The organism is Chitinophaga sp. sic0106 (genome assembly GCF_019219075.1).
GTDB lineage: Bacteria > Bacteroidota > Bacteroidia > Chitinophagales > Chitinophagaceae > Chitinophaga.
Genome location: NZ_JAHUWJ010000002.1, coordinates 98,387 through 124,140 on the forward strand (window position 1 = coordinate 98,387; position 25,754 = coordinate 124,140).

General features: G+C 48.6%; 19 protein-coding genes. 3 read left to right on the forward strand and 16 right to left on the reverse strand.

Translation table 11 applies throughout. The annotated features are described in order from the left end of the window. Window positions 1–69: 69 nt before the first annotated feature. From KW844_RS03300 to KW844_RS03335, 8 genes are all read right to left on the reverse strand, one after another. Window positions 70–2,631 (reverse strand): outer membrane beta-barrel protein, encoded by a 2,562-nt coding sequence (locus KW844_RS03300; RefSeq protein ID WP_218375288.1) that lies wholly within the window; start codon window positions 2,629–2,631, stop codon window positions 70–72. A 119-nt stretch (window positions 2,632–2,750) separates the two neighbouring features. Further along, window positions 2,751–3,464 carry a LytTR family DNA-binding domain-containing protein gene (locus KW844_RS03305; RefSeq protein ID WP_218375289.1) on the reverse strand — a complete coding sequence of 238 codons (714 nt, stop codon included), beginning with the start codon at window positions 3,462–3,464 and terminating at the stop codon, window positions 2,751–2,753. Then, window positions 3,464–4,498, reverse strand: a complete 1,035-nt coding sequence (locus KW844_RS03310) for a sensor histidine kinase (RefSeq protein ID WP_218375290.1) — start codon at window positions 4,496–4,498, stop codon at window positions 3,464–3,466. Before KW844_RS03310 ends, KW844_RS03305 begins: the two co-directional genes overlap by 1 nt. Before the next feature lie 73 nt (window positions 4,499–4,571). Beyond that, complete coding sequence (locus KW844_RS03315) at window positions 4,572–5,903, reverse strand: AarF/ABC1/UbiB kinase family protein (RefSeq protein WP_218375291.1); 1,332 nt, start codon at window positions 5,901–5,903, stop codon at window positions 4,572–4,574. A gap of 2 nt (window positions 5,904–5,905) precedes the next feature. Continuing rightward, window positions 5,906–6,532: a TetR family transcriptional regulator C-terminal domain-containing protein gene (locus KW844_RS03320; RefSeq protein ID WP_218375292.1), complete on the reverse strand. Its 627-nt coding sequence runs from the start codon at window positions 6,530–6,532 to the stop codon at window positions 5,906–5,908. Between the two features lie 162 nt (window positions 6,533–6,694). Next, a complete protein-coding gene (locus tag KW844_RS03325; protein WP_218375293.1) occupies window positions 6,695–7,867 on the reverse strand; it encodes an MFS transporter in 1,173 nt (390 codons plus the stop codon). A gap of 180 nt (window positions 7,868–8,047) precedes the next feature. Beyond that, on the reverse strand, window positions 8,048–9,046 hold the full coding sequence (locus KW844_RS03330; protein ID WP_218375294.1) for an LLM class flavin-dependent oxidoreductase: 999 nt from the start codon (window positions 9,044–9,046) through the stop codon (window positions 8,048–8,050). Window positions 9,047–9,228: 182 nt separating this feature from the next. Beyond that, the gene (locus KW844_RS03335; RefSeq protein ID WP_218375295.1) at window positions 9,229–9,786 is read right to left on the reverse strand and encodes an NADPH-dependent FMN reductase; all 558 of its coding nucleotides are present in this window, start codon (window positions 9,784–9,786) and stop codon (window positions 9,229–9,231) included. Between the two features lie 75 nt (window positions 9,787–9,861). Here KW844_RS03335 and KW844_RS03340 point away from each other — a divergent pair, with 75 nt between their 5' ends. Beyond that, window positions 9,862–10,497 carry a metalloregulator ArsR/SmtB family transcription factor gene (locus KW844_RS03340; protein WP_218375296.1) on the forward strand — a complete coding sequence of 212 codons (636 nt, stop codon included), beginning with the start codon at window positions 9,862–9,864 and terminating at the stop codon, window positions 10,495–10,497. A gap of 40 nt (window positions 10,498–10,537) precedes the next feature. Continuing rightward, window positions 10,538–13,264 carry an aconitate hydratase AcnA gene (acnA, locus tag KW844_RS03345; RefSeq protein ID WP_218375297.1) on the forward strand — a complete coding sequence of 909 codons (2,727 nt, stop codon included), beginning with the start codon at window positions 10,538–10,540 and terminating at the stop codon, window positions 13,262–13,264. 86 nt (window positions 13,265–13,350) lie between these two features. Here acnA and KW844_RS03350 read toward each other — a convergent pair whose 3' ends face one another. Beyond that, window positions 13,351–15,588: a cation:proton antiporter gene (locus tag KW844_RS03350; protein WP_218375298.1), complete on the reverse strand. Its 2,238-nt coding sequence runs from the start codon at window positions 15,586–15,588 to the stop codon at window positions 13,351–13,353. Between the two features lie 151 nt (window positions 15,589–15,739). Next, window positions 15,740–16,267, reverse strand: coding sequence for a dihydrofolate reductase family protein (locus KW844_RS03355; protein ID WP_218375299.1), 528 nt, complete (start codon window positions 16,265–16,267; stop codon window positions 15,740–15,742). 79 nt (window positions 16,268–16,346) lie between these two features. Here KW844_RS03355 and KW844_RS03360 point away from each other — a divergent pair, with 79 nt between their 5' ends. After that, window positions 16,347–17,243 (forward strand): YihY/virulence factor BrkB family protein, encoded by an 897-nt coding sequence (locus KW844_RS03360; RefSeq protein WP_218375300.1) that lies wholly within the window; start codon window positions 16,347–16,349, stop codon window positions 17,241–17,243. 1 nt (window position 17,244) lies between these two features. Here KW844_RS03360 and KW844_RS03365 read toward each other — a convergent pair whose 3' ends face one another. The 6 genes from KW844_RS03365 to KW844_RS03390 all read right to left on the reverse strand — a co-directional run bounded on the left by KW844_RS03365 (window position 17,245) and on the right by KW844_RS03390 (window position 25,609). Further along, on the reverse strand, window positions 17,245–19,350 hold the full coding sequence (locus tag KW844_RS03365; RefSeq protein WP_218375301.1) for a type IA DNA topoisomerase: 2,106 nt from the start codon (window positions 19,348–19,350) through the stop codon (window positions 17,245–17,247). Window positions 19,351–19,389: 39 nt separating this feature from the next. After that, on the reverse strand, window positions 19,390–20,763 hold the full coding sequence (locus tag KW844_RS03370; RefSeq protein ID WP_218375302.1) for a polysaccharide lyase 6 family protein: 1,374 nt from the start codon (window positions 20,761–20,763) through the stop codon (window positions 19,390–19,392). A gap of 86 nt (window positions 20,764–20,849) precedes the next feature. Continuing rightward, complete coding sequence (locus KW844_RS03375; protein ID WP_218375303.1) at window positions 20,850–21,260, reverse strand: response regulator; 411 nt, start codon at window positions 21,258–21,260, stop codon at window positions 20,850–20,852. A gap of 442 nt (window positions 21,261–21,702) precedes the next feature. Next, window positions 21,703–23,367 carry an FAD-dependent oxidoreductase gene (locus tag KW844_RS03380; RefSeq protein ID WP_218375304.1) on the reverse strand — a complete coding sequence of 555 codons (1,665 nt, stop codon included), beginning with the start codon at window positions 23,365–23,367 and terminating at the stop codon, window positions 21,703–21,705. A 6-nt stretch (window positions 23,368–23,373) separates the two neighbouring features. After that, on the reverse strand, window positions 23,374–24,774 hold the full coding sequence (locus tag KW844_RS03385) for an ATP-binding protein (RefSeq protein WP_218375305.1): 1,401 nt from the start codon (window positions 24,772–24,774) through the stop codon (window positions 23,374–23,376). 10 nt (window positions 24,775–24,784) lie between these two features. After that, the gene (locus KW844_RS03390) at window positions 24,785–25,609 is read right to left on the reverse strand and encodes a universal stress protein (RefSeq protein ID WP_218375306.1); all 825 of its coding nucleotides are present in this window, start codon (window positions 25,607–25,609) and stop codon (window positions 24,785–24,787) included. Between the last annotated feature and the right edge of the window lie 145 nt (window positions 25,610–25,754).

Genomic DNA, 25,754 nt, shown 5'->3' on the forward strand with positions numbered 1-25,754 from the left:
CAAAAAAAGACCGGGAGCGGAGTGAACCTTTCCGCTGCCCGGCCTTATAAACTATAGGACTTGTGTGTGTTATTGCATTACACCTGACATCCCTTCCATGCCTGCGCCCATATTCTTACGTTTGAAGAGGGACACATCCATTTTACCAAAGCGGTAAGCGAAGGTGAGGCGGAACATCTGGGGATCACGCAAACGGCTATACGTTTGATTGAAGAAAGTGCTTTCTGAATACTGCTCGTTGATGCGACTCCTGAAAATATCATTGGCAGCAAAGGTGACGCTGGCCGCATTATTTTTCAGGAAACTCTTTTTCAACGCAGCATCTACTCCATAAAAGCCTTTGATATAACCCTGAGATGCGTTCTGCGCCTGCTGCATTGGCGGGCCATCCATGCGCTGTTCTTTGTTTACAGGCAGGTTGGTTTTGGACTGATAGGTACCTGACAGCTGTAACTCAAATGCCAGCGGCAGTTTGATGTTGTTGTTCAGTTTACCGTACCAGCTCCACAGCGCGTCCTGCGAAGCACCGGCAATGTCAGTATTGATTTTACTGTTGTAAATATTCACGTTGGCCGACAAATTCCACCATTTGGTAATGTTGCTAGTGGCAGTGAACTCCGCGCCTGCAGCATAGCTGGAATTAGCGTTGATGTAGGTGTTGATCAGGATGCTGTCGCCGGTAGCAGGATTGGCTTCCTTGGTCAGGTAACGGGTGATCAGGTTAGTGGTGTATTTGTAATACAGTGTAGCCATGAACGTTGCCTTATTATCGAAGGTTTTCAGGTAAGAAAACTCGAGCGACTGCGTAAACTCCGGTACCAGGTCTGGGTTACCCCTATTGATATTCAGCCGGTCAGTAGAATCCGTATAAGGAATCAGCTGCATGAAGTTAGGCCGGTTGATACGGCGGGTATAACTCAGTTGCAGCTCCTGGTTTTTGTTGAGCTTCTGGCTCAGGAACAGCGAAGGGAACAGGCTGGCAGGATAGCTGTTGCTGAACTTTTCGCTCTTGCCTAAAATTTCACCATCATAGCTGCTGCTTTCCAGGCGCAACCCTACCTTATAACCAAACTTACCGATGTTATCGGAAATGCTGGCGTATGCTGCATATACGTTATCGTAGTTTTTGTAGTGAATGCTGGCAGCATCCTGGTATTTAAACTCGCCGGTGGCCGCATCCAGGAAGTAGTTGTCGCTGCGGGAGTCGGTCGTTCTTCTGGAGAAACGCAGCCCCGTTTCGAGCTTCATGGTTTTGGTGAGCGGATCTACGTAATCGGTTTGTGCGGTGAGGAAAGAGATCTTACCACCGCCGTTGATGCGCTGTTGGTCCATACTGGCAGGCTCAGTAGCCTTGAGGTAGTTGGTAGTATACAGCGAATTGTTTTCGGCTTTACCCCCGAAGTAGTTGACATCAACCGTCAGTTCTTTACCTTCTTTAGGGAACAGGTGTTTCATGCCCAATACCAGCCCGTTGGCATTGAATTCATTCTTCATATCTGATACCCTTTGACTGTAATAGCTCTCCTTAGTGCCTGAGAAGAGGCTGTCTGTGGTGATGTCAATTACTTCGTTAGGTTTCATGGAACCATGTACTTTGATACCGGCAACGGACAAAGTAGTACGGTTGTTCATGAAGTAATCAACACCCAGTTTCCCAAATACAAAACCACCGTCGGTTCTGTTTTTATTGTCCTGATGGACGTGGGATGGGGTTTGATCACCGAAGTTATTTCTATCTGTGAAGCCGGTGCTTCTGCTTTTGGACTGGTTGCCCATTGCACTGGCGCTGATGTTAAATTTGCCCTGACGCAGGTTGAAGTCGGCGCCGCCATTTACCGCACCGCGTTTATCCACCCCAGCGCGCAGGTTACCGTTGTATCCTGTTTTGCGGTTCTTCTTCAGTACCAGGTTGAGGATACCGGCATTACCACCGGAGGCGTCATATTTGGCGGATGGGTTGGTGATCACCTCTACGCTTTCGATCGCATCAGCAGGGATTTGTTCGAGGGTGAGCGTGGTGGGGCGGCCATCGATATACAGCTGTGGGCTGGCATTTCGGATGGATACGTTTCCGTCGATGTCTACGTTTACGGAAGGAACGTTTTTCATCACGTCTACGGCTGTACCGCCGGCGCTGGTGAGGTTTTTTTCTACGTTGAACACCTTTTTGTCGATATCCAGCTGCATGAGCGGCTTGCTACCGGCAACGGTTACACCCTGAAGCTGACTTACATCTGCTGCCATTTTGATGTTACCCAGGTCTTTATCGAAAGGAGGAAATGTTACCGGGCGTTCTATCGCTTTGAAGCCCGTCATGCTGATACGCATTTTTAGTCCGCGGCCCATGGGGATTTCGTCCAGACTAAATTCACCATTTACTTTTGTGAGTGCACCTTTTACCAGCACATCCTTCGTTTTTTTGGTGGCCGGGTCCAGTTTTGGTTGAAGGATGATTACAGATGCGTAGGGGATTGCTTTACCATCGTTGTCGAGAATCTTACCATATAAATGTCCGGTCATACCACCCATAGCCGGCATAGCGCCACCGCGCGGAGGTGCGCCGGCAGGGGCTTGTGCCCAAACACCGAGGGTCAACAGCAACATGGTAATTAACAAGTAATACTTTTGCATTATAGAAGGAATTATGAATATGCAAAAGTATTCCGCAGAAATTATGTTTTTCAGTAAATGCGACCAGTGGTGAAAATAATGCTACGAAAATGCCGAATTCTTCGTTGTGTTGCGAAAGTTTAAAATCCTGACTTACCGGTAAGCGCTTGTATGGCATCCCTGAAAGTATCGCCTACAGGCAGTTCCAGCTCATCCAGGAAAATACTGTTTTTGCGGATGGCGGTAATGTGGCTCACCGCTATGATATAGGATTTATGTATGCGCAGGAATTTGCTGGCAGGTAATTGCTCCTCCATAGACTTAACGGACATACGTGTTACAACAGGTTTGGAACTGCTGCGTAAGTGAATTCGTACATAGTCTTTAAGCCCTTCGATCCAGATGATATCGTCGAACACCACTTTAAACAGGCTGTAGTCCACATTTACGAAGAAGAATTCCGGGGCCGCTTCTTTGCCGGTTTTGCTGGCACTTTTCAATAAAAACAGCTCGTGGGCTTTGTTACATGCCTTGATGAAACGCTCCAGGGCCACGGGTTTTACCAGATAGTCGGTCACGTCTAAATTAAAACCCTCCAGCGCATACTTTTCGTAGGCGGTAATGAGGATGACCATGGGCTTGCTGGCCATCGACTGCAGAAACTGCAGCCCGGTAAGGCCGGGCATCTGTATATCCAGGAAAATGAGGTCTACCGACTGGCGCTGCAACACCTCAATGGCTTCAAACGCATTGTTACATTTGGCTATCAGCTGGAGGTAGGGAACTTTGGCAATATTATCTTCCAGGAGGTCGAGTGCCAGTGGTTCATCGTCGACGGCAATACATTTCAGCATCAGTGCAGATTTAGTTGCAATAATACAGAAAACCAGCCATCCTGTTTACGGATATCGAGCTTATATTGTTGATTGTACAGGAGGTTGAGGCGGCGACTCACATTCACGAGTCCGATGCCGCTGGTTTTGTCCTTGATCTCCTGTGGCAGGTCCATATATTTATTCCTCACGGTAAAATACAGCACATTCTCCTGTACTTCCAGGTTGATGGCAATCAGTGCATCCTGGATCATTCCGGTACCATGTTTAAATGCATTTTCCACAAAGGGTATCAGCAGCATAGGTTCAATCTGGTAGCCTGTTTCAGGTGCATTTAGTTTTGAGGAGATGGTCACGTTCTTCCCGAAACGCTGTTGCTGTAAATCAATATAGCTTTGCAGGTAATCTATTTCCTTTGCCAGTTCCACCTGTTGCTCATCGGTTTCATAAATCATGTACCGCATCAGGCTGGAGAGCTTGATCAGCGAGGGTTCCAGGGCATCGGACTTTTTCCTTGCCAGCGCCACCATGTTATTAAGCACATTAAACATAAAGTGCGGGCTCACCTGTGAGCGTAGCAGCGATAATTCGGTCTGTAAGTTTTCGTTTACTTTTTCAGATGCCAGCCTTTCCTCCCGTAAACGGTCGCGTATCATTTGAAACGCTGTGCTGGTAGAAAGTATAAAGAAAGCAGTGAAAAAAGTAAAGAGGAAAGCTGGTTTTACATCTACCTTATGTGCCTGGGTAAAAACCATTTCAAACGCGTAGCGCAGGCTGTAAAGGGCCAGGAGTACGGTAAGTATGCTGGCGGCATATTCCAGGTAGCGCTTTTTATATACAAAGGAAGGGATGTATACCAATGCATTGAGATAAAAGAAGCCGATCAGCGCCATGAAGTAAATGAAAGAAAAAATGGTCCATGCATCGTGGTCCGGTGATGGCTTTGGATCTTCGTAGGAAGGCTTCAGCAGTCGGGGCAACATAAACAGCAGCAGCCAGGCAAATATATGCATGGCAATTATGGCCCACTTATTATTATACCACCCTTGTTTCATCCGATAAAGGTAGAGATAATAGCTTTTTAGGGGGCCATAATGCGACCAACTGCGAAAAATATACGACGAATCCTTATTCGGGCTGATGACCGTCTACCAGTTGCTGGATGCGGTGCTGGCCAGTGATGATATTGGCTTTCAGATCGCTGAGGATGCTGTACAGGCCGAAATACGTTCTGTTGATATAAAGGGAGTGACTGGAGCCGCGTGCCACCTTGGATTCCCGTACTTCTTTCATGTTGTACAGTTCATCCATGTAGGCATACACCTCGTTGAAGTAACTGTCGTTGCCGAAGTCAAACGTTTCCAGCGTAAACGGTAATGTCATCAGGTCGATCATATGCTGAAACAGCTCTGAGAAAAACGCCACTTCCTGCGGGGTATCGTTAGGATGCAGCATTTCCAGGTTGATATAGATCTGATGGCGGCGGGCGGTATCTTTCAATATCTCCTTATCTACCAGCTGGAAGTAGTTTTCGTAAAAATCGTCGGGTATTACTTTTACACAGCCAAAGTCGAAGATGCCCACGCTACCATCCGGTTGCATGAGGAAATTACCCGGATGCGGATCAGCATGTACCTGGCGGAGTTTATGCACCTGGAACTGGTAAAAATCCCACAGTGCCTGCCCTACTTTATTACGTATTTCCTGGCTGGGATTTGTTTGCAGAAACTCTTTGAGATGGAGGCCGTTGAGCCAGTCCATGGTAATGATGCGGTCGGAGGAATATTCCGGGTAGTAGCCGGGAAACAGGAGTCCGGGAATGTGGGCGCAGGCGGCCGACAGGTCCATGGATCTGCGGAGTTCCAGGTGGTAATCGGTTTCTTCCAGCAGCTTGGTTTCTATCTCTTCAAAATATTTATCCATATCCACTTCGTTCATGCCTACAATACGCATGGCGAAAGGTTTTACGATGCGCAGGTCCGACTTCACGCTGGAGGCTACGCCCGGATATTGGATTTTAACGGCCAGCTGTTTACCATTTTTTTCTGCCTTGTGTACCTGCCCTATGGATGCGGCATTGGAGGCATGCATGTTAAATTTATCGAACAGCTGTGTGGGCGTTTTGCCCAGTGTTTTTATGAACGTGTTTACCACGAGCGGGCCGGATAACGGCGGCGCGCTGTATTGGGACATGGCAAACTTTTCTGAATAGGCTTTTGGGAGCATACCCTTGTCCATACTGAGCATTTGCGCCACTTTGAGGGCACTGCCTTTCAGGTTGCTGAGGGTATTGTAAATATCGGCGGCATTATCCTGGTGGAGTTCATCCTTACTGACAGAAGGGTCCATCAGCTTACGGGTGTAATGCTTGATATAGTTGGTGCCTACTTTAAGGCCGGTGGTAACAAACTTTCCGGCGCGTTCAACTTTTCCGGTGGGTATATTAGATTGTTCCTTCATCACTATTTCTTCATAAAAATAAACTTGCCAAAATCGAGCAAACTATCGAGTGTATTAGAGCCTATCAGCTGGAAGCTGAGGTTCACCGCTTTTTCGATGGCGGCATCGGTGAGTTCGAAGTTCTCACTGGAGTCTTCCAGCCAGTATTTGAGTACAAACAGGGCCTGTACCCAAAATCCGTGTACGTACTGGTCGGAAATATATTTTCTCTCTTTTATTTCGGTAGATACATATCCTTCTTTTACCAGGCCTGAAATGTAATCGTAAAATGCCGTTTTGAAAGTGGACAGTTTATTACGGTAAATTAAAGGAACGGTAAAAATATCCCGCTGCAGCAGGAAGTAGCTGCGGTCTTCCCGCAGTTTGGATACCCATAAGAAGTAGAAGGAGAGTAATTTTTCCTGCGCATTGTACTGCGGGTAGGTTTCGTCGGCCTGTAGTTGCTGGATGGTGTCTTCAAACACAGCCAGCCAGATGTCTCTTTCCACTGCTTCCAGGGAGCTGTAATATCCGTAGAAATCACTTTCCGGCATGTCAATGCTTTTGCACAGCATGTACACCGATACTGGTTCTTTCCCGTTTTCCAGCAAATACATCTTATATGCGTTGCGGATTTGTTGTTTGTCCATAGAATGACAATTTTGGGTCACACAACAAATTTACGTCACTTTGTAATACAAAGTGAAATTTTTTGCACCTGGAAATGTTAAATCTCTTAACGCGTTAATCCTCCATGATTTGCTGACCGCGGGAATGATCCCAAGGCTGGAGATGGCAATGATGGAAACGAATTAATCCTCCTTGATTTTGCTGACCATCCAGATAATCACCAGACCACAAACGGCCATGATGGAAAAGGAGATACGGAGGCTGGAAGCCTGTGCCACAAAGCCTACCAGTGGTGGTACTACGAGGAATCCGAGATAGCCAATGGTGGATATGCTGGCAATGGTTTGGCCACTGTTGGCATGGCCGGTTTTGCCTGCCAGGCTAAATACCAGTGGTACCACGCAAGCCACGCCGAGGCCGGCGCAGATAAATCCGGCGATAGCCGTTGCCGGATGCGGGAAAATGATAGCGGTACCGAGTCCAACAAGGATCAGCACCCCGCTGTATTTAAGAATAGGTTTGATGCCGGTACGCTGCACTACCTTATCACCAAACAGCCTGCCCAGCGTCATGGCGCTCATATAAATCCAGAAAGCGGTGGCTGCATCAGCCTTGGTGCCGCCTACTACCTTCTCATAATAAATGCTGCTCCAGTCGTACATGGTGTTTTCTGTAGCCATACACGCAAAGCAGATAAACGAAAATTTGAGCAGGGATTTGTCGGGGAGAGAAAAAGCCGGCTTTTTCTCCGATTCCCTGGCAGGGGTAGGTGTATCCGGGAACGTAGTGGGATAATAAAGTATCGTAAACACCAGCAGCAACAAGCTTACGCCAAACAGGTGCCAGCTGGGAGCCACATTGTATTTGATCATCAGGAAACCGAGGCCTGCACCGGTTACACCGGCAATGCTCCATATTCCGTGAAAAGTAGTTATAATGGATTGGGAGAAGAGTTTTTGTACCAGCACCGACTGCCCGTTCATGCTCAGGTTGAGCAGGTTACGTGCGGAGCCGAAGCAGAACAGCACCAGCGCCAGCTGCCAGATGGATTGCGTGAATCCGGGCATACTGAGGATGAGGTTGAAGAAAAGCGCACCAAACATCATGATCTTACGACTGCTGTATTTTCCCAGCAGGTGGCTGGTGATAGGCATGGTGGCCATCAGGCCAATGGGGAGTGCCAGCAGTACAAATCCCAGCTGCGCTTCATTCAGGTGCAGTTGCGCCTGAATAGAAGGAATCCTGGAAGCCCAGGAAGAATAACCTAGTCCTGAAATAAAGAAAAATACGGAAGTAGCTATTCTGTATTGTTTGGCAGTGAGTTCCCGGGTCTCGTTGTGTAAGTTTAAAAACATCCTCGCGCGGTTCTTCAGTTATTAGAAGAGTGCAAAATTAGTTAGAAATATTTTATCAGGTCGGAAGATTTCTCCCGCTAAGGTAGGAGAAATCTTCAGGGCGTTGGATCTCAGGTTCCTGGCCTCGCTAATCCCGGCCTCGCGGCCTCCCCGACTGAAAGCCGGGGCAGATAGTGATTATTAAAATAAGTTAGCGCAGATCGTCACTGAATTTTTCACCGCCTCAAAATCATCTGCAAAAGTAGAGAGGATGATTTCGTCTGTATCATAATCTTCCGCGATCTGGAGCAGCTTTGCCTTCATCTGGTCCGGTGTACCGTACAGCATCCGTTTGCGGTTATATTCAATACGTGCCAGGTGTGCCGGTGTGTATTCAATTTCCAGGATCTCTTCGTAGGTAGGGTATTCCCCGCGTGCGCCTGTTTCGATCCAGAGCATGCGGAAATCCATTTCTGCGAGCCAGCGGTCAATTTCTTCCTGCTTTTCTGAGGTGAACCCGAAGATGCCCACATTTACCTGTGGCTCCTTCAGCAGCTCGGAAGGCCGGAAATGCTGGCGGTATTGCTGTACCGCCTCCGGGCCACCGTTTGGATTGATGAAGTGCGCAAAAGACAGCGCCATGCCCAGGTGTGCCGCAAAATAGCCACTGCCGCCGCTGGAGCTCAGTATCCACATTTCAGGGACTGTTTCGGCCTGTGGAATGGCGATGATGTTATCATAATTTCCTTCGCCGCTTTTATGATCCGTGAGCCAGCTGCGAAGGTCTTTAAGCTGCTGCAAAAACTCCTGGTCGTTAAAGGTGTTGGATGGATTGAGCAGGGAGGCAGTCTGGCGGTCGCCGCCGGGGGCGCGGCCAATACCCAGATCAATCCTGCCAGGGAAGAGCGTTTCCAGCATACGGAAGTTTTCCGCCATTTTCAGGGCGCTGTGGTTAGGCAGCATGATACCACCGGAGCCAACACGGATGCGTTTAGCCTCGCCGGCCAGGTGTGCCAGCAGCACTTCCGGCGTAGAACCCGCAATTCTTGGGAAATTGTGATGCTCCGATACCCAGAACCTGGTGTACCCCAGCTCGTCCGCCAGCTTTACCAGCGCCGATGTACGGCGAATGGCATCCACAGCGGTATCTTGTCTTGCTATAATCGATTGATCCAATATGCCCAGCTTAATTTTCTTCATATTTTCAGGTATTTGTGGAGAGATACAAATTTACCGCTGAAAAAAGTATCAGAAGGGAATAAGGTATTGGTAATAACTATGCGGGTATAGATAAAAGGGTATAACTCCCGTGGGGCGCAATAACGTAATGTAGCAATAGCAGCAGCCCGATGCTGCCATTGCTACATCTCCAGGCAGGGCTGTTACTCTGCAAACTGGAATTTAACGTCTGTTAACAGATTTACAAGGAGGTCAAATTTCTTTCCGTATTCTTCCGAAATGCTGTAGTCGGCCTTATTATACAGGTGGCCCCTGACTGCCGGCACAGAGTAGGGCAGTACCCATGCGCGTAATGCCTTGGCTACGTTTTCCATGGTGTTGATGCCCTGCATCGCATGACCGCCTTCTGCCCAACAAACCATACCAACTACTTTATTGGTCAGGTATGGTACGGGCTCGCGTGAACTGATTTCAATCCAGTCCAGGCAATTTTTCATGGCGCCCGTCATGCTGCCGTGGTACAATGGCGTCAGCCATATATGCAAATCCGCGTCGCGGAAGATTTTAGTCATTTCTCTGGCGGCATCAGGGATTTCCTGCAGGCCTGCGGTATCAAAAAATGGGATAGATGCTTCCGCCAGGTTGAATACAGTTACTTCCATGCCCTTTCGCTCCAGCTGCTCACGCAGGTAGGCAATGATAGCAAAGGAGGTGCTGGTAGGCTTTTTCTCCAGCGAACCGTTAAATAATAAAACTTTCATACTGGCAGTCTGAATTTTTAGTGTGGAACAAAGTTAGTAGTTTTGTGAATAAACCAAATAATTACTTTGTTTATTATGAAAAATAATTTGCCGGATAATGAGCAGGCGCTGTGGATCCTTAAAACAAAGGGTTCTTTGCCTTTACAGGCCCTCGCCGATGCATTAGGCGTAACCACCGAAGGCGCCCGCTTTCAGCTGCATAAACTGGCGGCAGAAGGGCTGGTGCAGGCAGCCACCGCTGTCAAGGGTAGGGGGCGCCCCCAGCAAATCTGGTCCCTGACAGAAAATGGCCAGGCAAAGTTCCCGGATACCCATGCGGACCTCACCGTCCGCCTCATCAACTCCATCCGCGACACACTGGGTGATGACGCCCTCGAAGCAGTGATAAAATCGCAGCAGAAAAACAGTATACGTAAATATAACACGGAATTAAAACAATACTCCCACCTGAAAGATAAAGTAGCCGCCCTGGCTGGCATCCGCAACAGCGAAGGCTATATGGCCGAATGTATCGAGGATGAACAAGGGCTGCTGCTCGTAGAAAATCATTGCCCCATTTGCGCGGCCGCCAAAGCCTGTCAGAACTTCTGCAAAGCAGAACTGGAGGCTTTTCAGTCGGTGCTCGGTAAGGAGGTGATTGTCAACCGTATAGATCATATCGTACAAGGCGCCCGCCGCTGCGCCTACCGCATTTCTCCGCGAACAATATAGGCGGCTTACTGGTTGTAGAGTATGGTCAAAATCTATACTAATGCAAGCAAAAATAGCCTCGCTGACAGAGCTGGAAAAACAGGGAAAACCTATTTCCCGGCTCCCCTTTTCCATCAGGATTCTATTAGAGAACGTACTTCGTAACTATGATAAGTTTGCCATCACGGATGAACATGTGGAAACACTTGTCAACTGGACACCTGCGCCAATAGATAAAGAAATTCCCTTCAAGCCGGCACGCGTGCTGATGCAGGATTTTACCGGTGTGCCCGCCGTGGTGGACATCGCCTCCATCCGCTCAGAGGTAATACGCAGAGGAAAAGATGGTACGCGCATTAACCCGCTGATTCCGGTGGACCTGGTTGTGGACCATTCCGTGCAGGTGGACTTCTACGGCACCAACTACTCCTACACCAAAAATGTAGCCTACGAATATGAACGTAATACGGAACGTTACCAGCTGCTGAAATGGGCCCAGCAGGCATTTGAAAACTTTACCGTAGTACCACCAGGTATGGGTATTTGTCACCAGGTAAACCTGGAATACCTTGCCCACGGCATCATTGAGCGCGATGGCTGGATATTCCCGGATTCACTGGTAGGTACCGACTCCCACACACCTATGGTGAATGGCATTGGAGTGATCGCCTGGGGCGTAGGTGGCATCGAAGCGGAAGCCGCTATCCTCGGGCAGCCGCTGTACTTTACATGTCCGCAGGTAGTGGGCCTCCGGCTCACCGGCCGACTTTCAGAAGGCGTTACCGCCACTGACATGGTGCTGGCCATCACGGAGCTGCTGCGTAAATACGGCGTGGTAAACAAGTTCGTGGAAGTATTCGGCGATGGTCTCGATCACCTCACCGTTCCCGACAGGGCCACCATCTCCAATATGTCGCCGGAATTTGGCTGTACAGTTACCTACTTCCCGATTGATGATCAAACGTTACGTTACATGCGCCGCACCAATCGCCCGGAAGAGCTGGTGCGTAAAGTAGAGGAATACTGCAAGGAAAATATGCTGTGGCGCACCGGAGAAGATATGATCGAATATTCCGACATCCTGGAGCTGGACCTCGCCCGCGTAGAATCCGCTGTGGCCGGTCCTAAGCGCCCACAGGACCGCATCCCGGTCAAAGATGTACATGCCCGCTTTGAAGAACTGCTTGGTAAGGAGTTCAAACGGATGTACACCCCGGAAAGTAAGCGCCGCGATACCGCCTGGCTGTCGGAAGGAGGCTCCGGTACTACTTTTACCTACGAGATACAAAAGCCCACAGAAGACGTAGAAGTGGAACAGGACAGTTTACAATCCGTAAGAATCAAGCTGAAAAACCAGGAATATGTGCTGAGTGATGGGGCAGTGGTGATTGCTGCCATCACCAGTTGTACCAATACTTCCAACCCCAGCGTAATGATAGGCGCAGGCCTTGTGGCAGCCAAAGCAGTAGCACGCGGCCTGAGCGTGAAGCCCTGGGTGAAAACCAGCCTGGCGCCCGGTTCCAGGGTGGTAACGGAATACCTTAAACGAAGTGGCCTCCTCACCGACCTGGAAGCGCTGCGCTTCCACATTGTAGGCTATGGCTGTACTTCGTGTATTGGTAACAGTGGGCCCCTGCCGCCACATATTGCCGAGGCGGTGGACAAAGGCAACCTGGTAGTGGCCTCTGCACTCTCCGGCAACCGCAACTTCGAAGCAAGGGTGCATCCGCAGGTAAAAATGAACTTCCTGGCTTCGCCTATGCTGGTGGTGGCTTATGCGCTGGCTGGGCGCATCGATACCGACCTGCTCACAGAACCACTCAGCTACGACCCCAACGGGGAAGCGGTATATCTCCGTGATATATGGCCTACACAGGAAGAAATAAATGAAGCCATTGAAAGAGCCGTGCTGCAATCAGATTATGCGGAAACCTACCGCGTGATTTTTGATGGGGACGACCAGTGGCAGGGACTTCTGGCGCCGGTTGGAGAAAATTACCATTGGAGCCGCAACAGTACCTACATCCGCGAGGCACCTTTTTTTGAGGATCTGCCTGATACACCTGCACCGGCACAGGATATTGCAGGTGCAAGGGTACTGCTGAAACTTGGCGACTCAGTAACAACGGATCACATCTCTCCCGCAGGGTCCTTTAAATCAGATACTCCCGCAGGAAAATACCTGATAGATCACGGGATCGACCCGCGCTTATTCAACTCCTACGGCTCACGCCGTGGCAACCACGAAGTGATGATCCGCGGAACGTTCGCGAACGTGCGTATCAAAAATGAACTGTCACCTAAAGAAGGAGGATTTACTACTGTGATTCCTTCCGGTATGGTGATGTCTATCTATGATGCCAGTGTGCAGTATGCACAACATAAAGTGCCACTGTTGATACTGGCCGGAAAAGAGTATGGTAGCGGATCTTCGCGCGACTGGGCCGCAAAGGGTACCAACCTGTTAGGTGTGAAAGCAGTGCTGGCAGAGAGTTATGAACGTATTCACCGTAGTAACCTGGTAGGGATGGGCGTGTTGCCGCTGGAGTATATTAATGGGCAAACAGCAGAACTGCTGGGGCTTACCGGCACGGAGCTGTACAGTATCAGCGGCATTGCCGAGGCGCTGGAACCAGGAAAGTTATTAACGGTAACGGCTACACCGGCTGAAGGTAACAACATTGTATTTAACGTAAAATGCCGGTTGGATTCTGCCATTGAAATAGCGTATTATACCAATGGTGGCATATTGCAGTATGTATTGAGGGATTTTTTGAAGAAATCATAGTGTGCGTTTTATCGATCGCCTTCGGCGATCGATAAAACGCAAGAGGGGCGGCCACCTGGCCGCCCCTCTTGCGTTGCCTGAAAAAATTACCCGCGGAAATCCTGTATCCGCTTGCGGTTACCCACGAGCCAAACTACATCTTCCCACTCAAACACCGTATCAGAAGAAGGGTTGAGCATTTTCTCCCCACCTCTGGCGATGCCTACTACCAGTGCCTGTGTACTCTCACGAATACCGGAGGTACGCAGTGTTTTACCGGTGAGGCCATTATTTTCATCTACTACAATACTTACCAGGCCTATATTTTCGCTGGAGCCGTTTTCTTCCCCTTTGGAATGATCGATGCTGCTGCTGGCGATTTTATTAAATTCTTCCAGCTGGGCATCAGTGCCTATCACCGTGATTTTATCGTAAGGGAATAACTTTTCGTAGCGGCTGGGGGTGTAAATAATCACATCGCCCCGGCGGATAGCTCCGATGTTAATGCCATATTTTTCGCGGAGTTCCAGTTGTTCCAGCGGAATATCCACCAGGGTGCTCCACGGATCAATGTCGATTTCACTCACCTGGGCATCCCATGGCAGTGTTACCAGCTGTTTGGCCTTCGCTTCTTCCGCCGCTGTTTCCCGCATGTTGAGGTTGGTCATAAACCGCTTTTCTATGCGGTTATAAAACTTCTGCAGTTGACTTCTCACTAAAATCAATACTACCAGCATACCCAGGATAGTACCTATGAGGGCCGGCAGCAGCGGGAAAAACTGGTTGATGAAGAAACCTACAATCAGTACAGCTACCACGCTGCGCATCAGCTCCGCCACCACGAGCGGGCCACGGTTGTACTTGGAGTCGAGCCAGAGCGACTTATACGCAATACTTTGGATCTTTTGCACCACCATGGCCCATATGAAGGGCGCCATGGCAATCATGCCGAGCAATACTGTGGCCATGCGTGCCCAGAACGGACTGGCAAACTGTTTCATGAAGAATGGTCCGATGTAATACTTACACAGCAGCGTGATGGCCAGCATCAGAATACCATTGAGCACTATCACGCGAACGTATGAACGCAGTACGCGCCTCCAATCGCTTTCCCCTTGCAGGGTTTGGGAACTGGCACTGTATCGGTTGAGCGATTCCATCCATTTTGCCGGCAGTACTTTTTCCAGCCAGTTATAGAATGGCAGCGCAAATTTGATCATGTAAGGTGTGGTGAATGTGGTGATGGCAGACGTACCAACAGCTACCGGGAAGAGGAAGTCACTGGTAACACCCAGCGTCATACCCAGCGTAGCAATGATAAATGCAAACTCACCTACCTGCGCCATACTCATACCTACCTGTAAGGCTTGCTTGAGTGGCTGGCCGGATAGCAGCGCACCGAGGGTGGTACTGATGCATTTACCCACGATGGTGAGCAGTGTAATCCACAGCACCGGCCATTTGTATTCAATGATCATTTCCGGGTTGATGAGCATACCCACGGATACGAAGAAGATGGCACCAAATAAATCTTTTACCGGTTGGATCAGGTGTTCTACTTTTTCAGAAGAGGTGGTTTCTGCGATAATGGAGCCCATGATAAAGGCGCCGAGTTCAGCCGAGAAACCTACTTTAGTGGCCAGGATGACCATGCCGAAGCAGAGGGCTATACTTATTACCAACAGCGTTTCACCGTTGATATATTTTTCCATTTTCTTAAGAAAAGTTGGCAGCAGAAATATGCCGGCAATAAACCAGAGTGCGAGGAAGAACATCAGTTTGCCGATGGTGAGGATCATCTCTACGCCTTCAAATTGTTTGCTGACGGCCATTGTAGACAACAATACCATCATCAGGATCACTACAATATCTTCAATAACGAGTACGCCGAAAACTATTTTGGTAAAGGATTTCTTTTTAATACCCAGCTCCTCAAAGGCGCGGATAATGATGGTGGTAGAGGAGCTGGCGAGCAAGCCGCCGAGAAAAATACTATCCATGAAGGACCATCCCATCCATTGCCCTACAAAATAACCGGCAACGGTGATACAGGCAATTTCAGTGAAGGCCGTAATGGCAGCGGTGCCTCCTACCCGCATTAATTTTTTGAAGGAAAATTCAAGGCCAAGGGAAAATAACAGGAATATCACCCCAATCTCAGACCAGGTCTTGATCCCGGTAGTATCCCCGATGGAAGGGAACAGGCTGAAGTTAGGACTTACGATAAAACCTGCAATTATATAACCTAGCACCATGGGTTGCTTCAGCCGCCGGAACAGTAAGGTGATTATCCCAGCGGCGCCTAAAATCAAGGCCAGGTCAATAATTAGTTGTGGTACATGCATACAGAAAAGGTGGTTTAATTACGCGTGAATATTCTTTGTGCCAGCACAGAAATGTGCTATTCTATTGATCAAAGCCCGGAATCGAGATTCTTTGCCTGCTCGCTAATATATTAATTTTTTTCGAGGAAACCGCGGTCAGGTGTGCATTTCCTTATTTGCTGTAGTGCATTTGAGTGACACCGTTATTGTATTTTTCCAGGTTTGTTAGTTTAAACAACTGTTGCGAAACCCTCGCACCAAACAATGGTTTACCGGTTCCCAATGTTACCGGCATATGGGTAATAATCATTTCATCAATTAGGCCTGCTTCCAGTAAAATGGAATTGATCTGCCCGCCGCCCATCAGCCAGATGTCCTTGCCGGTGCCGGATTTTAGCTCTTTCACTAGAGATACCATATCACCGCTGAAAAATTTGACATATGGTGCTTCCGGTGTGTTGGCATTACGCGTGAAAATGTAAGTTGTGAGATCAGGATAAGCCCACTCCTCCTGGTTGCGTTGCAACCAGCGGTAGGTTTCATTGCCCATCAGGCAGGTGTCGATTCCTGCGAGGAAGTCAGTGTAGCCGTAATCTACTCCTTCGAGGGGAGGGAAGTTGATCAGCCAGTCCAGGTTATCGTCATTGGTGGCGATGTAACCATCCAAACTTACAGCAATGTAAAGTTTAATCTTTCGCATATTTCCGTATTTTTTGGTTCCAGATAAGGATACACTTTTTTTTCTTTTTTTACAAATGACTACTGTCGTAATTTCGTGTATGCGTTGGAAGAGACTGTTGACAGCCTTTAAGGAAGCTTTTAAGAACCTCATGATTAATGATCCGCTGCGACTGGCAGGGGCTACCGCATTTTTTGCCACGTTTGCGCTTCCAGCTATCCTCGTAATAGTAATCCAGTTGCTGAGGCTGATTTTCCGGGTGCCACGCTCCGGCAAGCGCCTGTTTGAACAGCTGGAGGGCATCATAGGAGTGGAAACTGCCCATATGGTGGCAGACACGTTGCAGGCTATACGCGGTATTGCGCAAAATCAGCTGATCACTACACTGGGGTTTGTATTTCTGCTGTTTGTGGCTACTACGCTGTTTAAGGTCATCAGCAGCAGTCTCAATCAATTGTGGAGTGTGCGTGTGGTAGATAAGGAAAATTTTGGGGATATACTGTTGGCGCGACTCAAAGGCTTACTGGTCATCTGTTTCATTGGGGTGATATTTATTATTGACCTGGTGGCAAGTGCCGGTCAGCAACTCATCGGGCGCTTCATCGATTATTACGTGCCCGCACTCACGGGCTATTTCAACAGTACCTTGAATTACGGCCTGGGCGTTGTTACTGTTACTATCTGGTTTGCACTGGTATTTTATTTTCTGCCTGCGGGCAGACCGCAGCGCAACGTGCTGTTTACCGGCGCTTTTGTAACGAGTATTCTCTTTAATATAGGTAAGCTGATACTGCGTGTGGCATTGAATTACAGCAGTATTAACAATATTTATGGCGCTTCTGCCAGCACAGTGCTGCTGTTGCTGTTTGTATTTTATACCGCAATGATATTTTATTTCGGCGCAGCGTTTACCAAAGCCTGGGCGGAAGTAAACGGACAGGTAATCATACCGCGCAGGCATGCGAAGAGTTATAAGCTGACAGTGGTGGAAGATTAAATTATTCTATGGTTAATCCGAAGTCCTTACCTAATACTACTTTCCCTTCTTTCTCGCTACCATCGGTCATTTTCAGCCCTTTTATTTTTCCTGTTTTGGATTTTGTAACCAAATCATTGATTTGTTTATCTGATAATTTTTTGCCGAAAACTTCAAAGGGGATTTTGAATCCGCATACCTGGAAGTTGCTGCAGCCGTAAGCTGTATTGCCTTTTTTGAGCGGATGTGATTTGCATTTAGGGCATTGCAGTTCCGCAATTTCCGGTGCCGGCTTTTTAGGTGCTCTTGGTTTCTTTTCTTTTACTTCCGGTGATGGTGGTGGTTCATGCGCAATGGTGATCACCTTGTAGCTGCCTGTTTTCACTTCTTTGGTAAGGTCGATCACCATTTGGATCAGCTCCTGCTTGAACGTTTCCATGGCGTATTCGCCTTTTTCGATCTGGCGCAGCTTGAGTTCCCACTGTCCGGTGAGTTCAGGACTTTTAAGGATTTCATTTTCAATGGTATCGATGAGGTCCATGCCGGTTTGAGTGGCATAGATATTCTTTTTCTTTTTGTCGATGTACTTGCGCTTGAACAGTGTTTCAATGATGTTTGCGCGCGTGGAAGGGCGGCCGATGCCGTTATCTTTCAGCATTTCGCGCATTTCTTCCTGTTCTACCTGTTTGCCGGCGGTTTCCATGGCACGCAGCAAAGTCGCTTCCGTGTAGGCTTTGGGTGGCGTGGTTTTGCCTTTGTGGATGCGTGGTTCGTGTGGGCCGGATTCGCCTACGGTAAATTCAGGAATAATTTTTTCACCTTCTTCCTCTTCATCTTTCTGATCGTTGGCATATACTTCTTTCCAGCCAGGTTCGAGGATTTGTTTACCGGTGGCTTTGAATTCAACCTGGCCTACTACACCGAGTACTGTGGTATTGGAGATTTTACATTCCGGGTAAAAGGCCGCAATAAAGCGCCGGGCTACCAGGTCATAGATGCGTTTTTCTTCCAGGGGTAACCCTTGCGGATATACGCCGGTAGGAATGATTGCATGGTGATCGGTAACTTTTTTATCGTCGAAAACTGTTTTCAGCTTTGGGATAGGCTTTGCCAGCAATGGTGCGGTGAGTGCAGCATAGGGCGTCATATCCTGTAGTATGCCTGGGATCTTAGGGTGCAGGTCTTCAGAGAGGTAAGTGGTATCTACGCGGGGGTAGGTAACCAGTTTTTTCTCGTACAGGCTCTGGATATATTTGAGTGTATCGTCCGCAGAGAAGGCGAATTTTTTATTTCCGTCTACCTGGAGTGCGGTGAGGTCGTACAGCCGCGGGTTGCCTTCCTTACCTTCCTTTTTTTCGAAGCTGGTGATTTCGAAAGGATGTTCCTTGAGGTAGGCGAGGCCTTTGTTGGCTTTTTCAATGTTTTTGAGTCGCTCTATGGTGGCGGTAAACTCCGTTTCGCGGTAGATGGTTTTCAGTTCCCAGTATTCCTCTGACACAAAGGCGTTGATTTCCTTTTGCCTGGCTACAATCATGGCCAGGGTAGGGGTTTGCACGCGACCTATGGAGAGCACTACTTTTCCTACGGCGAATTTTTTTGTAAAGAGACGGGTGGCGTTCATGCCGAGGAGCCAATCGCCGATGGCGCGGGCGCTGCCGGCAGCGTACAGGTTGTTGTATTGTTCACTGTCCTTTAGCTGCTGAAAGCCGTTGCGTATAGCCTCTTCCGTTAGGGAGGAGATCCATAGCCGCTTCACCGGGGCGGTGCATTTGGCTTTCAGCAGTACCCAGCGTTGGATGAGTTCACCTTCCTGGCCGGCATCCCCGCAGTTGATCACTTCTTCACATTGCTGCACCAGTTGTTCTATGACTTTGAACTGCTTGGCTACGCCGCTGTTTTCTATCAGCTTGATGCCGAAGCTGGGGGGGATCATGGGCAGGTCTTCCAGGCGCCAGAACTTCCACTGTTCGTAATAATCATGTGGTTCTTTCAGGGTACAGAAATGCCCGAATGTCCAGGTTACCTGGAAACCGTTTCCTTCGTAATATCCATCCTTTCGTTGAGTGGCCCCTATAACGGTAGCAATATCACGTGCTACGCTGGGCTTTTCAGCAATACAAACCTTCATACCTGAATTAAAGGTCCGAAGATAAGAAATGCTGCTAAATTATTTAGCGAAGCAGCCGGTTTCTGCGGCGTTAAGTGCGCGTGCGGTGATGCGTGCGGGCGACAGCTGATCGGCGCCTGCATCCAGCGGTGTGGTGCGGGGCTGACCATCCATATCCCAGCCGATGCCGGTGATGGCAGCTTTGCTGGCTGCGGCGGCAGGACTACCTTTTGTCAGGTGCCATATACCCTGTTTGTTTTGTTGCAGCTTTGGATTTACTTCCTGGTAGGTGCCTGCGGGCATATCTCCGGCGCCGGCGGTTTGGTAAATATAGTTGCTGGTCCAAACAGCGCCTGGATAGGTGCCTTTGATCAGTGCTGCCGCGTTGCCACCCTGAATGATGTTATATGCTACCGTAACATAGGTGGCGCCCAGGCCGTTTTTGCGTTCCGGCAGTTCTATATTGCTTTTGTTGTTGATCAGTGTATTGAAGCCGATGTATACGGAATCAGGGCGGTCATGACAGGTGAGCAGACTACCGGTAGCTACTTCACCGTCGCCATTGCCGATGGTGATGGCGGTTTGGCAGTCTTTGAAGTAGTTGCTGTACACCAGATGATGATCACCGAATATGCGGAGGCCTGGTGTTTGGAAGAAGTAGTTGCCGTATACCTGGCAGTAGTTACCATGGCGGAGGGTAAACTGTGCTTTGGAATTGCGGACGGTGTTGTATCGCAGGGTAACGCCGGAGGATTTCACGGAGATCAGTTCATTTTCGCCGGCGCAGGCTTCAAACAGGTTATGTTCCACAATGCTGTTGCTGGTGGACATACTGAAGCCGCTGAGGCCAAACTGCAGGGCTTCTGCGCCGTTGCCAGTTTGAGGTTTAAAGTCGTTAAAATAGTTGTGGTGTATCCATATGCGTTCAGCGATCTGGCTGCCTTGTCCGCGGATGGCGATAAAGCGGCCCATGCTGTTTTTATGCTGGAAGGTGTTGTAATCTACCTGGTGGTCGCTGCCGGCGAGCATCAGGTATTCGCCATCACCGGTGGTTTCGAAGAGGTTGCGGGTGAACCTGCAGAAGCTGGTGCCGGGTGCTGTTTTGGTGTGGTTGGCACGGTGGGTGAATTTAAACCCGGTAATATCCACGCAGGTGGCGGGACTAATGAGCATAAACCCGCCATTGCCGGTGATTTCGGCGCCTAATGGTGATGCGGCTCTGATGGTGATGTGTTTGGCGGCGGTGCCTGTGCAGGCGATGGTAATATCTGCTTCGGTGGTATAGGTGCCGTTGGCCAGGATAATTTCGTCGCCAGGTACTGCGTTTTTAATGGCCTGTTGCAGTGCGCCGATGGTGTTGACATTAATTTTCGCTGCCATGGCAGGGATAGAGAGCATCATGACTGAGATGATGCATAAAGCCTTCATTTTCATATCGCGGAGAAAGTTATTCCGCTAAAGTAAGCTTTATTGCAAACGATTGCAAAGGTGGGTCTGAAAAAATGATGTGCGGTGATAGGTTAATTTCTGAGCATGTGTTTGAACTTGTTTTCCAGTACACTGCGGATATTTTCGCAAAGGTCTGTGAAAGAGTTGGGCTTAGTCATAAAGAACTGCGCGCCGAGTTCGATGGATTCGTTGAAGTCTTCCCGCAGGGCGGAGGTAGACAGCATAATAATTTGCGTTAGTTTGAGGTGTGCGATTTTTTTGAGGGCGGTGAGGCATTCCTTTCCATTCATCATCGGCATGTTAATATCCAGGAAGATGTAATCAGGTACGGATACGCTGTTATCCTGTAATCTGGATAATGCTTCCACGCCGCTCTCAAACACAAGCGCATGTGTGCCGGGGGCTACTTCCTGCAACGCATCGCAGAACAGTTGCCTGTCATCGGCATCATCATCTATCATCATAATTGTACGCTTATGCATGGTTTATTATTTTGTTTTAGCGCCGGGTTTTGCTGAGACCAGGTTTTTTCGATTAATAGTAAATTCTCTGCTGAAATAGATATGGTGGTTGGATAAAGTTAGTGAATACATCCGGAATTAACTATTTTAATTCATAGTCGGTATAAGGACGGAGTAGTATACGGCAACTCCTTGTAAGTCAGGCGTCTCGCGCTGATAGTAGTTGAATGGTTAAAGATGTAAGTGGCAACAGCCAGTTACCTTGGGGCTTTCAAGGGTGATGACATAAATCTCTCCCAAAAAAATTAAAGGATAACGATAATGTATATACGATGCAAAACAGGAATGATATTACGTGCAGATGGAGGCCGGCAATAGGATAAACTTACAGGAAAGCCAGCCAGCAAATTCACTGCTGGCTGGCTTAATGAATTGTTTCCAAAATGGAAAAACTTCAAAAGTATTACTTCACCTCTGCCAGATACTTATGCACAAAACTAATTGCCATCGATCCTTCTCCAACGGCGGCGGCTACACGATTCATCGCTCTCGCCCGCACATCACCGGCTGCAAATATGCCAGGACAGCTGGTTTCCAGTAAATACGGATCGCGGGTTTGTTTCCAGATTGTTTTAAAATCGCTGTAATTTTTCAGTTCATTACCGGTTTCGATAAAACCTTTTCCATCCCGGATAATATTCAGGGAGATCCAGTCGGTAATGGGCTTGGCGCCAATGAAAATAAACAGTGCTACCGCCTCCACGGTGGCTGATTCGCCGGTGTCGATATTACTGATCACGAGTTGTTCGAGTCGGTCGCCTCCTTTGGCTTCGATGACTTCTGATTTACCATGCACTTCAATGTTAGGCGTATCATTGATCTGATCGATCAGGTAGGCGGACATGGTGCTGGTCAGATCGGGCTTGCGAATGAGGATAATCACTTTGCGGGCAAACTTGGACAAATACATGGCGGCCTGGCCGGCGGAGTTGCCGCCGCCCACAATATACACATCGCCGCCCATGCAGGCGGTGGCTTCCGTCATGGCCGCGCCATAGTACACGCCGGCGCCGGTAAAATCGGAGAGGCCTTTGGTGTCCAGTGTGCGGTAATCCACGCCGGTAGTGATGATGATGCTGCGGGTATTGACGGAGCTGCCATCTTCCAGGTTGATTTTATTATAACCGTCTATCTGTTCAATGCTGGATACGGCTTGTGGCGTAATGAACTCCGTACCGAGACGCGTAGCCTGCGTAATGGCCCTGCGGGTAAGCTCAGCACCGCTGAGGCCTGTAGGGAAGCCCAGGTAGTTTTCGATGCGACTACTGGTGCCTGCCTGGCCGCCAGGGGCGCGTCTTTCAATCAATAATGTTTTTAATCCTTCGGAGGCGCCGTACACACCGGCTGCTAAGCCGGCGGGGCCTGCACCAATGATCACTACATCGTATACATCGTGCTTTACCTGTGGGTTCAGCCCTACTTTCTTTGCCAGTTCCTGGATAGCGGGGTTTGAGAGCCAGCTGCCATCTTCAAAAAAAACCAGCGGTAACTCCTTAGTGGTGAGCTGATTGAGTTGCAGCAGTTGCTGTGCATCTTCTGATGTTTGAATGTCCAGCCATTGGTAGGGAATCAGGTTGCCTGCCAGGAAGTCCTTGATGGTATGGGATTTCTGGCTGTACTGATAGCCGGCAACTTTAATGCCTTTGAAGCTGGGGCGATAGCTGTGTTGCCATTCGTCCAGCAGTTCATCCAGTACCGGATATAATTTTTCCTCCGGCGGGTCCCAGGGTTTTACCAGGTAGTAATCCAGTTGGGCTTTGTTGATGGCGCGGATGGCGGCCTCTGTATCCGAATAGGCGGTAAGCAGTACCCGCTTGGCTTCCGGATAAAACTTGCGTGCATATTCGAGATAGCTCACCCCGTCCATTTCCGGCATGCGCTGGTCGGATATAAACATGGCGATGTTTTCGCCTTTGTTTTTTAGCTCAGTCAAACTTTCCCTGGCTTCTTTTACAGAAGCAGTGCTGATAATGCGGTATTGTTCGCGGTACTTGTTTTTCAGATCGCGTACAATCGCTCTCAGCACCTGCGGGTCGTCGTCAATACAAAGAATAATCGGGAGGCTCATAATTTGTTAGTCGTGCAGCGGCAGCAATACCGTAAAGGTGGTGTTGCCCGGCTCACTATTTACTTTATAATTGCCACGGTGGTGGCGGATAATCTGTGCTACAATATCGAGTCCCATTCCGGTACCTTTACCAATATCCTTGGTGGTAAAGAAGGGGTCAAAAATTTTGTCTTTTATTTCCGGTGAGATGCCAGGGCCGTTATCTGTTACTGTTACGGCCAGGCATTTGCCGTCCATGGCGGTAGTTACGGTAATTTGTCCTTTCCCGTTAGGTTCCATGGCATCAATGGCATTGTCGATGATATTGGTCCATACCTGGTTTAGCTCACCTGCAAACGCACTGATTTGCGGCAGTGAGGTATCAAAGTTACGGTTAACTTCGATATTACCTTTTCGCAGTTTATACTCCAGCATATTGAGCGTGCTTTGCAAGCCGGTATGTACGTCTATCCAGGATTTGTCCTGCCCCTGATCCATGTGGGTAAACGACTTTACAGAGTCCACCAGCTTGCTGATGCGCGCGGCGGCTTCTTCAATGTCGGTCACCATTTTTTCCGTCACCAGGTTGGTGTTAATCCAGTTCAATACCGGAGAAACGGCGTTTGGTGGTATATGTTGATTGAATTGCTCAATATGTACATCAGAAAACCCGAAATCTACCATGTTTTCCGCGATGTCCATGGCGTTATCCACTTTGTATTTATCGAGAATATCCAGCAGCTCATCGGTTTTATCACTGCGTTCCAGCATGCCCATGGGTGGTGGCGGGCCCTGGTGGATGACTTCAAACATTATGTTGTTCACCGCATCCACCTGTGTTTCAGAAAGCTGGAGATTCATCAGTGCTTTAAATACATCGGGTACCAGCTGCAGGTGTTGTTTCAGACTTCTGGCGCCGCGCAGCACAGCGGAGGCGGGGTTGTTGAGTTCATGGGTGAGTCCTGCGGATAGCTTACCGAGTGCCATCATTTTTTCGCTCTGTTGTTGCAGGCTGGTGAAGTCGCGCACGCGGCTGGTCATCACATGTACCAGTGCCTGTGTGAGTTCAAAATGATGATGAATCAGGTCATCGATTTTTTCCCGGGGGAAGGTAAGTACCTGCATTTCTTCTACCACATCGCAGCTGGCGGCAGCTTTGGTCATGCGGGAAAAAGGCAGGTAGCCGGTGATGGAATGAGGTTCCAGGGTCATCAGCTCCACCATATCGTTGTGTTGCTGCAGGTATAGTTTTGCGCGGCCTGAAATAACGATATGTGTGCCCGGCACGGCATCGCCGGCTTTGAACCAGGTATTGCCAACGGGATAGTGGTATTGTTCGCTGTTGTCTATGAACCATTGGAGCTGGCTCACCGGTACATCTTTCAGCGCGTCTACGGTTTGCAGCCAGCCGGCGGTTACTGTTGTCATTCGCATGTTTTTACTTAGGGAGCACCATTAAAGGTATGTTCGTATTCCAGGCAAGTTTTTGTGTAATACTTTTCTGGAAGAAGGAAAGTACGCTGTTATTTTTACGGTGAATGGTGATGATCATATCTGCGCTGTTTGCCTGTGCAAACTCGCTGATGCTTTTTGCCACATCCCTGTCGGAGTTGTAGGTATATTCTACGTTATATGGTTCCAGCAGCGTGTGCAACTGTTGAATTTCATCTCTCAGTTCTGTCTGATATTTATCATTTTTAGCAATGTTTAATACCAGCACCTGGGCCTGGAAGAGATCCAGTATGCGCGTGAGCTGTGACTTCTCTGAATCTTTAAATATTTCCAGGTCAACCGCCAGTACAATTTTTTTAGGAATAGTAATTGGGGCATCAGCAGGTACGAGCAGTAATGGGAGATTAATGCTGTTCATGGTGCGGATGGCGGTGCTTCCTACCAGTACTTTTTCCAGGTTGGATTTACCTTTCATGCCCATCACCACGCAGCGGACATCCTCTTCTACGGTCAGTTGTTCGATGACTTCGTTAATGGGCAGGTTAGAGGTAATACCGTGTACTTTGGTAGTTTCGCCGGTGATCACGCTCATTTCTGTTTGCCATTGTGCGATGAGTTTTTCGCTTTCTTCCTTAATGTCCGGTACGCTAAAGGCCACCACAGGTTGATTGGCCAGGGCCGTAGGGTTGAGGAAGTAGCTGTTTAAGAGGATTAATTGCTGGGTTTTATAGTATTTAGCCAGGAAGCTGGCATATTCAGCCGCATGGAACGCTGTGTCAGAAAAATCGGTTAATGCCAGAATAGTTTGCATAAGATCAAGTTATTTACTTTAATGAAAGAACAATCAAATAGCGTTATGGTTGTTATGAATATAACGGGTGTGATAGCTTGATCAAAAGAAATACCACAATTTGTGGTTATTTACAGTGAGAGCAGTTTGTTTGGAATGCTTAATT

What these genes read in the sequence shown, in the direction of transcription:
- KW844_RS03300 (WP_218375288.1), bottom strand. Translation starts at nt 2,631, where the DNA reads ATGCAAAAGTATTACTTGTTAATTACCATGTTGCTGTTGACCCTCGGT.
- KW844_RS03305 (WP_218375289.1), bottom strand. Translation starts at nt 3,464, where the DNA reads ATGCTGAAATGTATTGCCGTCGACGATGAACCACTGGCACTCGACCTC.
- KW844_RS03310 (WP_218375290.1), bottom strand. Translation starts at nt 4,498, where the DNA reads ATGAAACAAGGGTGGTATAATAATAAGTGGGCCATAATTGCCATGCAT.
- KW844_RS03315 (WP_218375291.1), bottom strand. Translation starts at nt 5,903, where the DNA reads ATGAAGGAACAATCTAATATACCCACCGGAAAAGTTGAACGCGCCGGA.
- KW844_RS03320 (WP_218375292.1), bottom strand. Translation starts at nt 6,532, where the DNA reads ATGGACAAACAACAAATCCGCAACGCATATAAGATGTATTTGCTGGAA.
- KW844_RS03325 (WP_218375293.1), bottom strand. Translation starts at nt 7,867, where the DNA reads ATGTTTTTAAACTTACACAACGAGACCCGGGAACTCACTGCCAAACAA.
- KW844_RS03330 (WP_218375294.1), bottom strand. Translation starts at nt 9,046, where the DNA reads ATGAAGAAAATTAAGCTGGGCATATTGGATCAATCGATTATAGCAAGA.
- KW844_RS03335 (WP_218375295.1), bottom strand. Translation starts at nt 9,786, where the DNA reads ATGAAAGTTTTATTATTTAACGGTTCGCTGGAGAAAAAGCCTACCAGC.
- KW844_RS03340 (WP_218375296.1), top strand. Translation starts at nt 9,862, where the DNA reads ATGAAAAATAATTTGCCGGATAATGAGCAGGCGCTGTGGATCCTTAAA.
- acnA (WP_218375297.1), top strand. Translation starts at nt 10,538, where the DNA reads ATGCAAGCAAAAATAGCCTCGCTGACAGAGCTGGAAAAACAGGGAAAA.
- KW844_RS03350 (WP_218375298.1), bottom strand. Translation starts at nt 15,588, where the DNA reads ATGCATGTACCACAACTAATTATTGACCTGGCCTTGATTTTAGGCGCC.
- KW844_RS03355 (WP_218375299.1), bottom strand. Translation starts at nt 16,267, where the DNA reads ATGCGAAAGATTAAACTTTACATTGCTGTAAGTTTGGATGGTTACATC.
- KW844_RS03360 (WP_218375300.1), top strand. Translation starts at nt 16,347, where the DNA reads ATGCGTTGGAAGAGACTGTTGACAGCCTTTAAGGAAGCTTTTAAGAAC.
- KW844_RS03365 (WP_218375301.1), bottom strand. Translation starts at nt 19,350, where the DNA reads ATGAAGGTTTGTATTGCTGAAAAGCCCAGCGTAGCACGTGATATTGCT.
- KW844_RS03370 (WP_218375302.1), bottom strand. Translation starts at nt 20,763, where the DNA reads ATGAAAATGAAGGCTTTATGCATCATCTCAGTCATGATGCTCTCTATC.
- KW844_RS03375 (WP_218375303.1), bottom strand. Translation starts at nt 21,260, where the DNA reads ATGCATAAGCGTACAATTATGATGATAGATGATGATGCCGATGACAGG.
- KW844_RS03380 (WP_218375304.1), bottom strand. Translation starts at nt 23,367, where the DNA reads ATGAGCCTCCCGATTATTCTTTGTATTGACGACGACCCGCAGGTGCTG.
- KW844_RS03385 (WP_218375305.1), bottom strand. Translation starts at nt 24,774, where the DNA reads ATGACAACAGTAACCGCCGGCTGGCTGCAAACCGTAGACGCGCTGAAA.
- KW844_RS03390 (WP_218375306.1), bottom strand. Translation starts at nt 25,609, where the DNA reads ATGCAAACTATTCTGGCATTAACCGATTTTTCTGACACAGCGTTCCAT.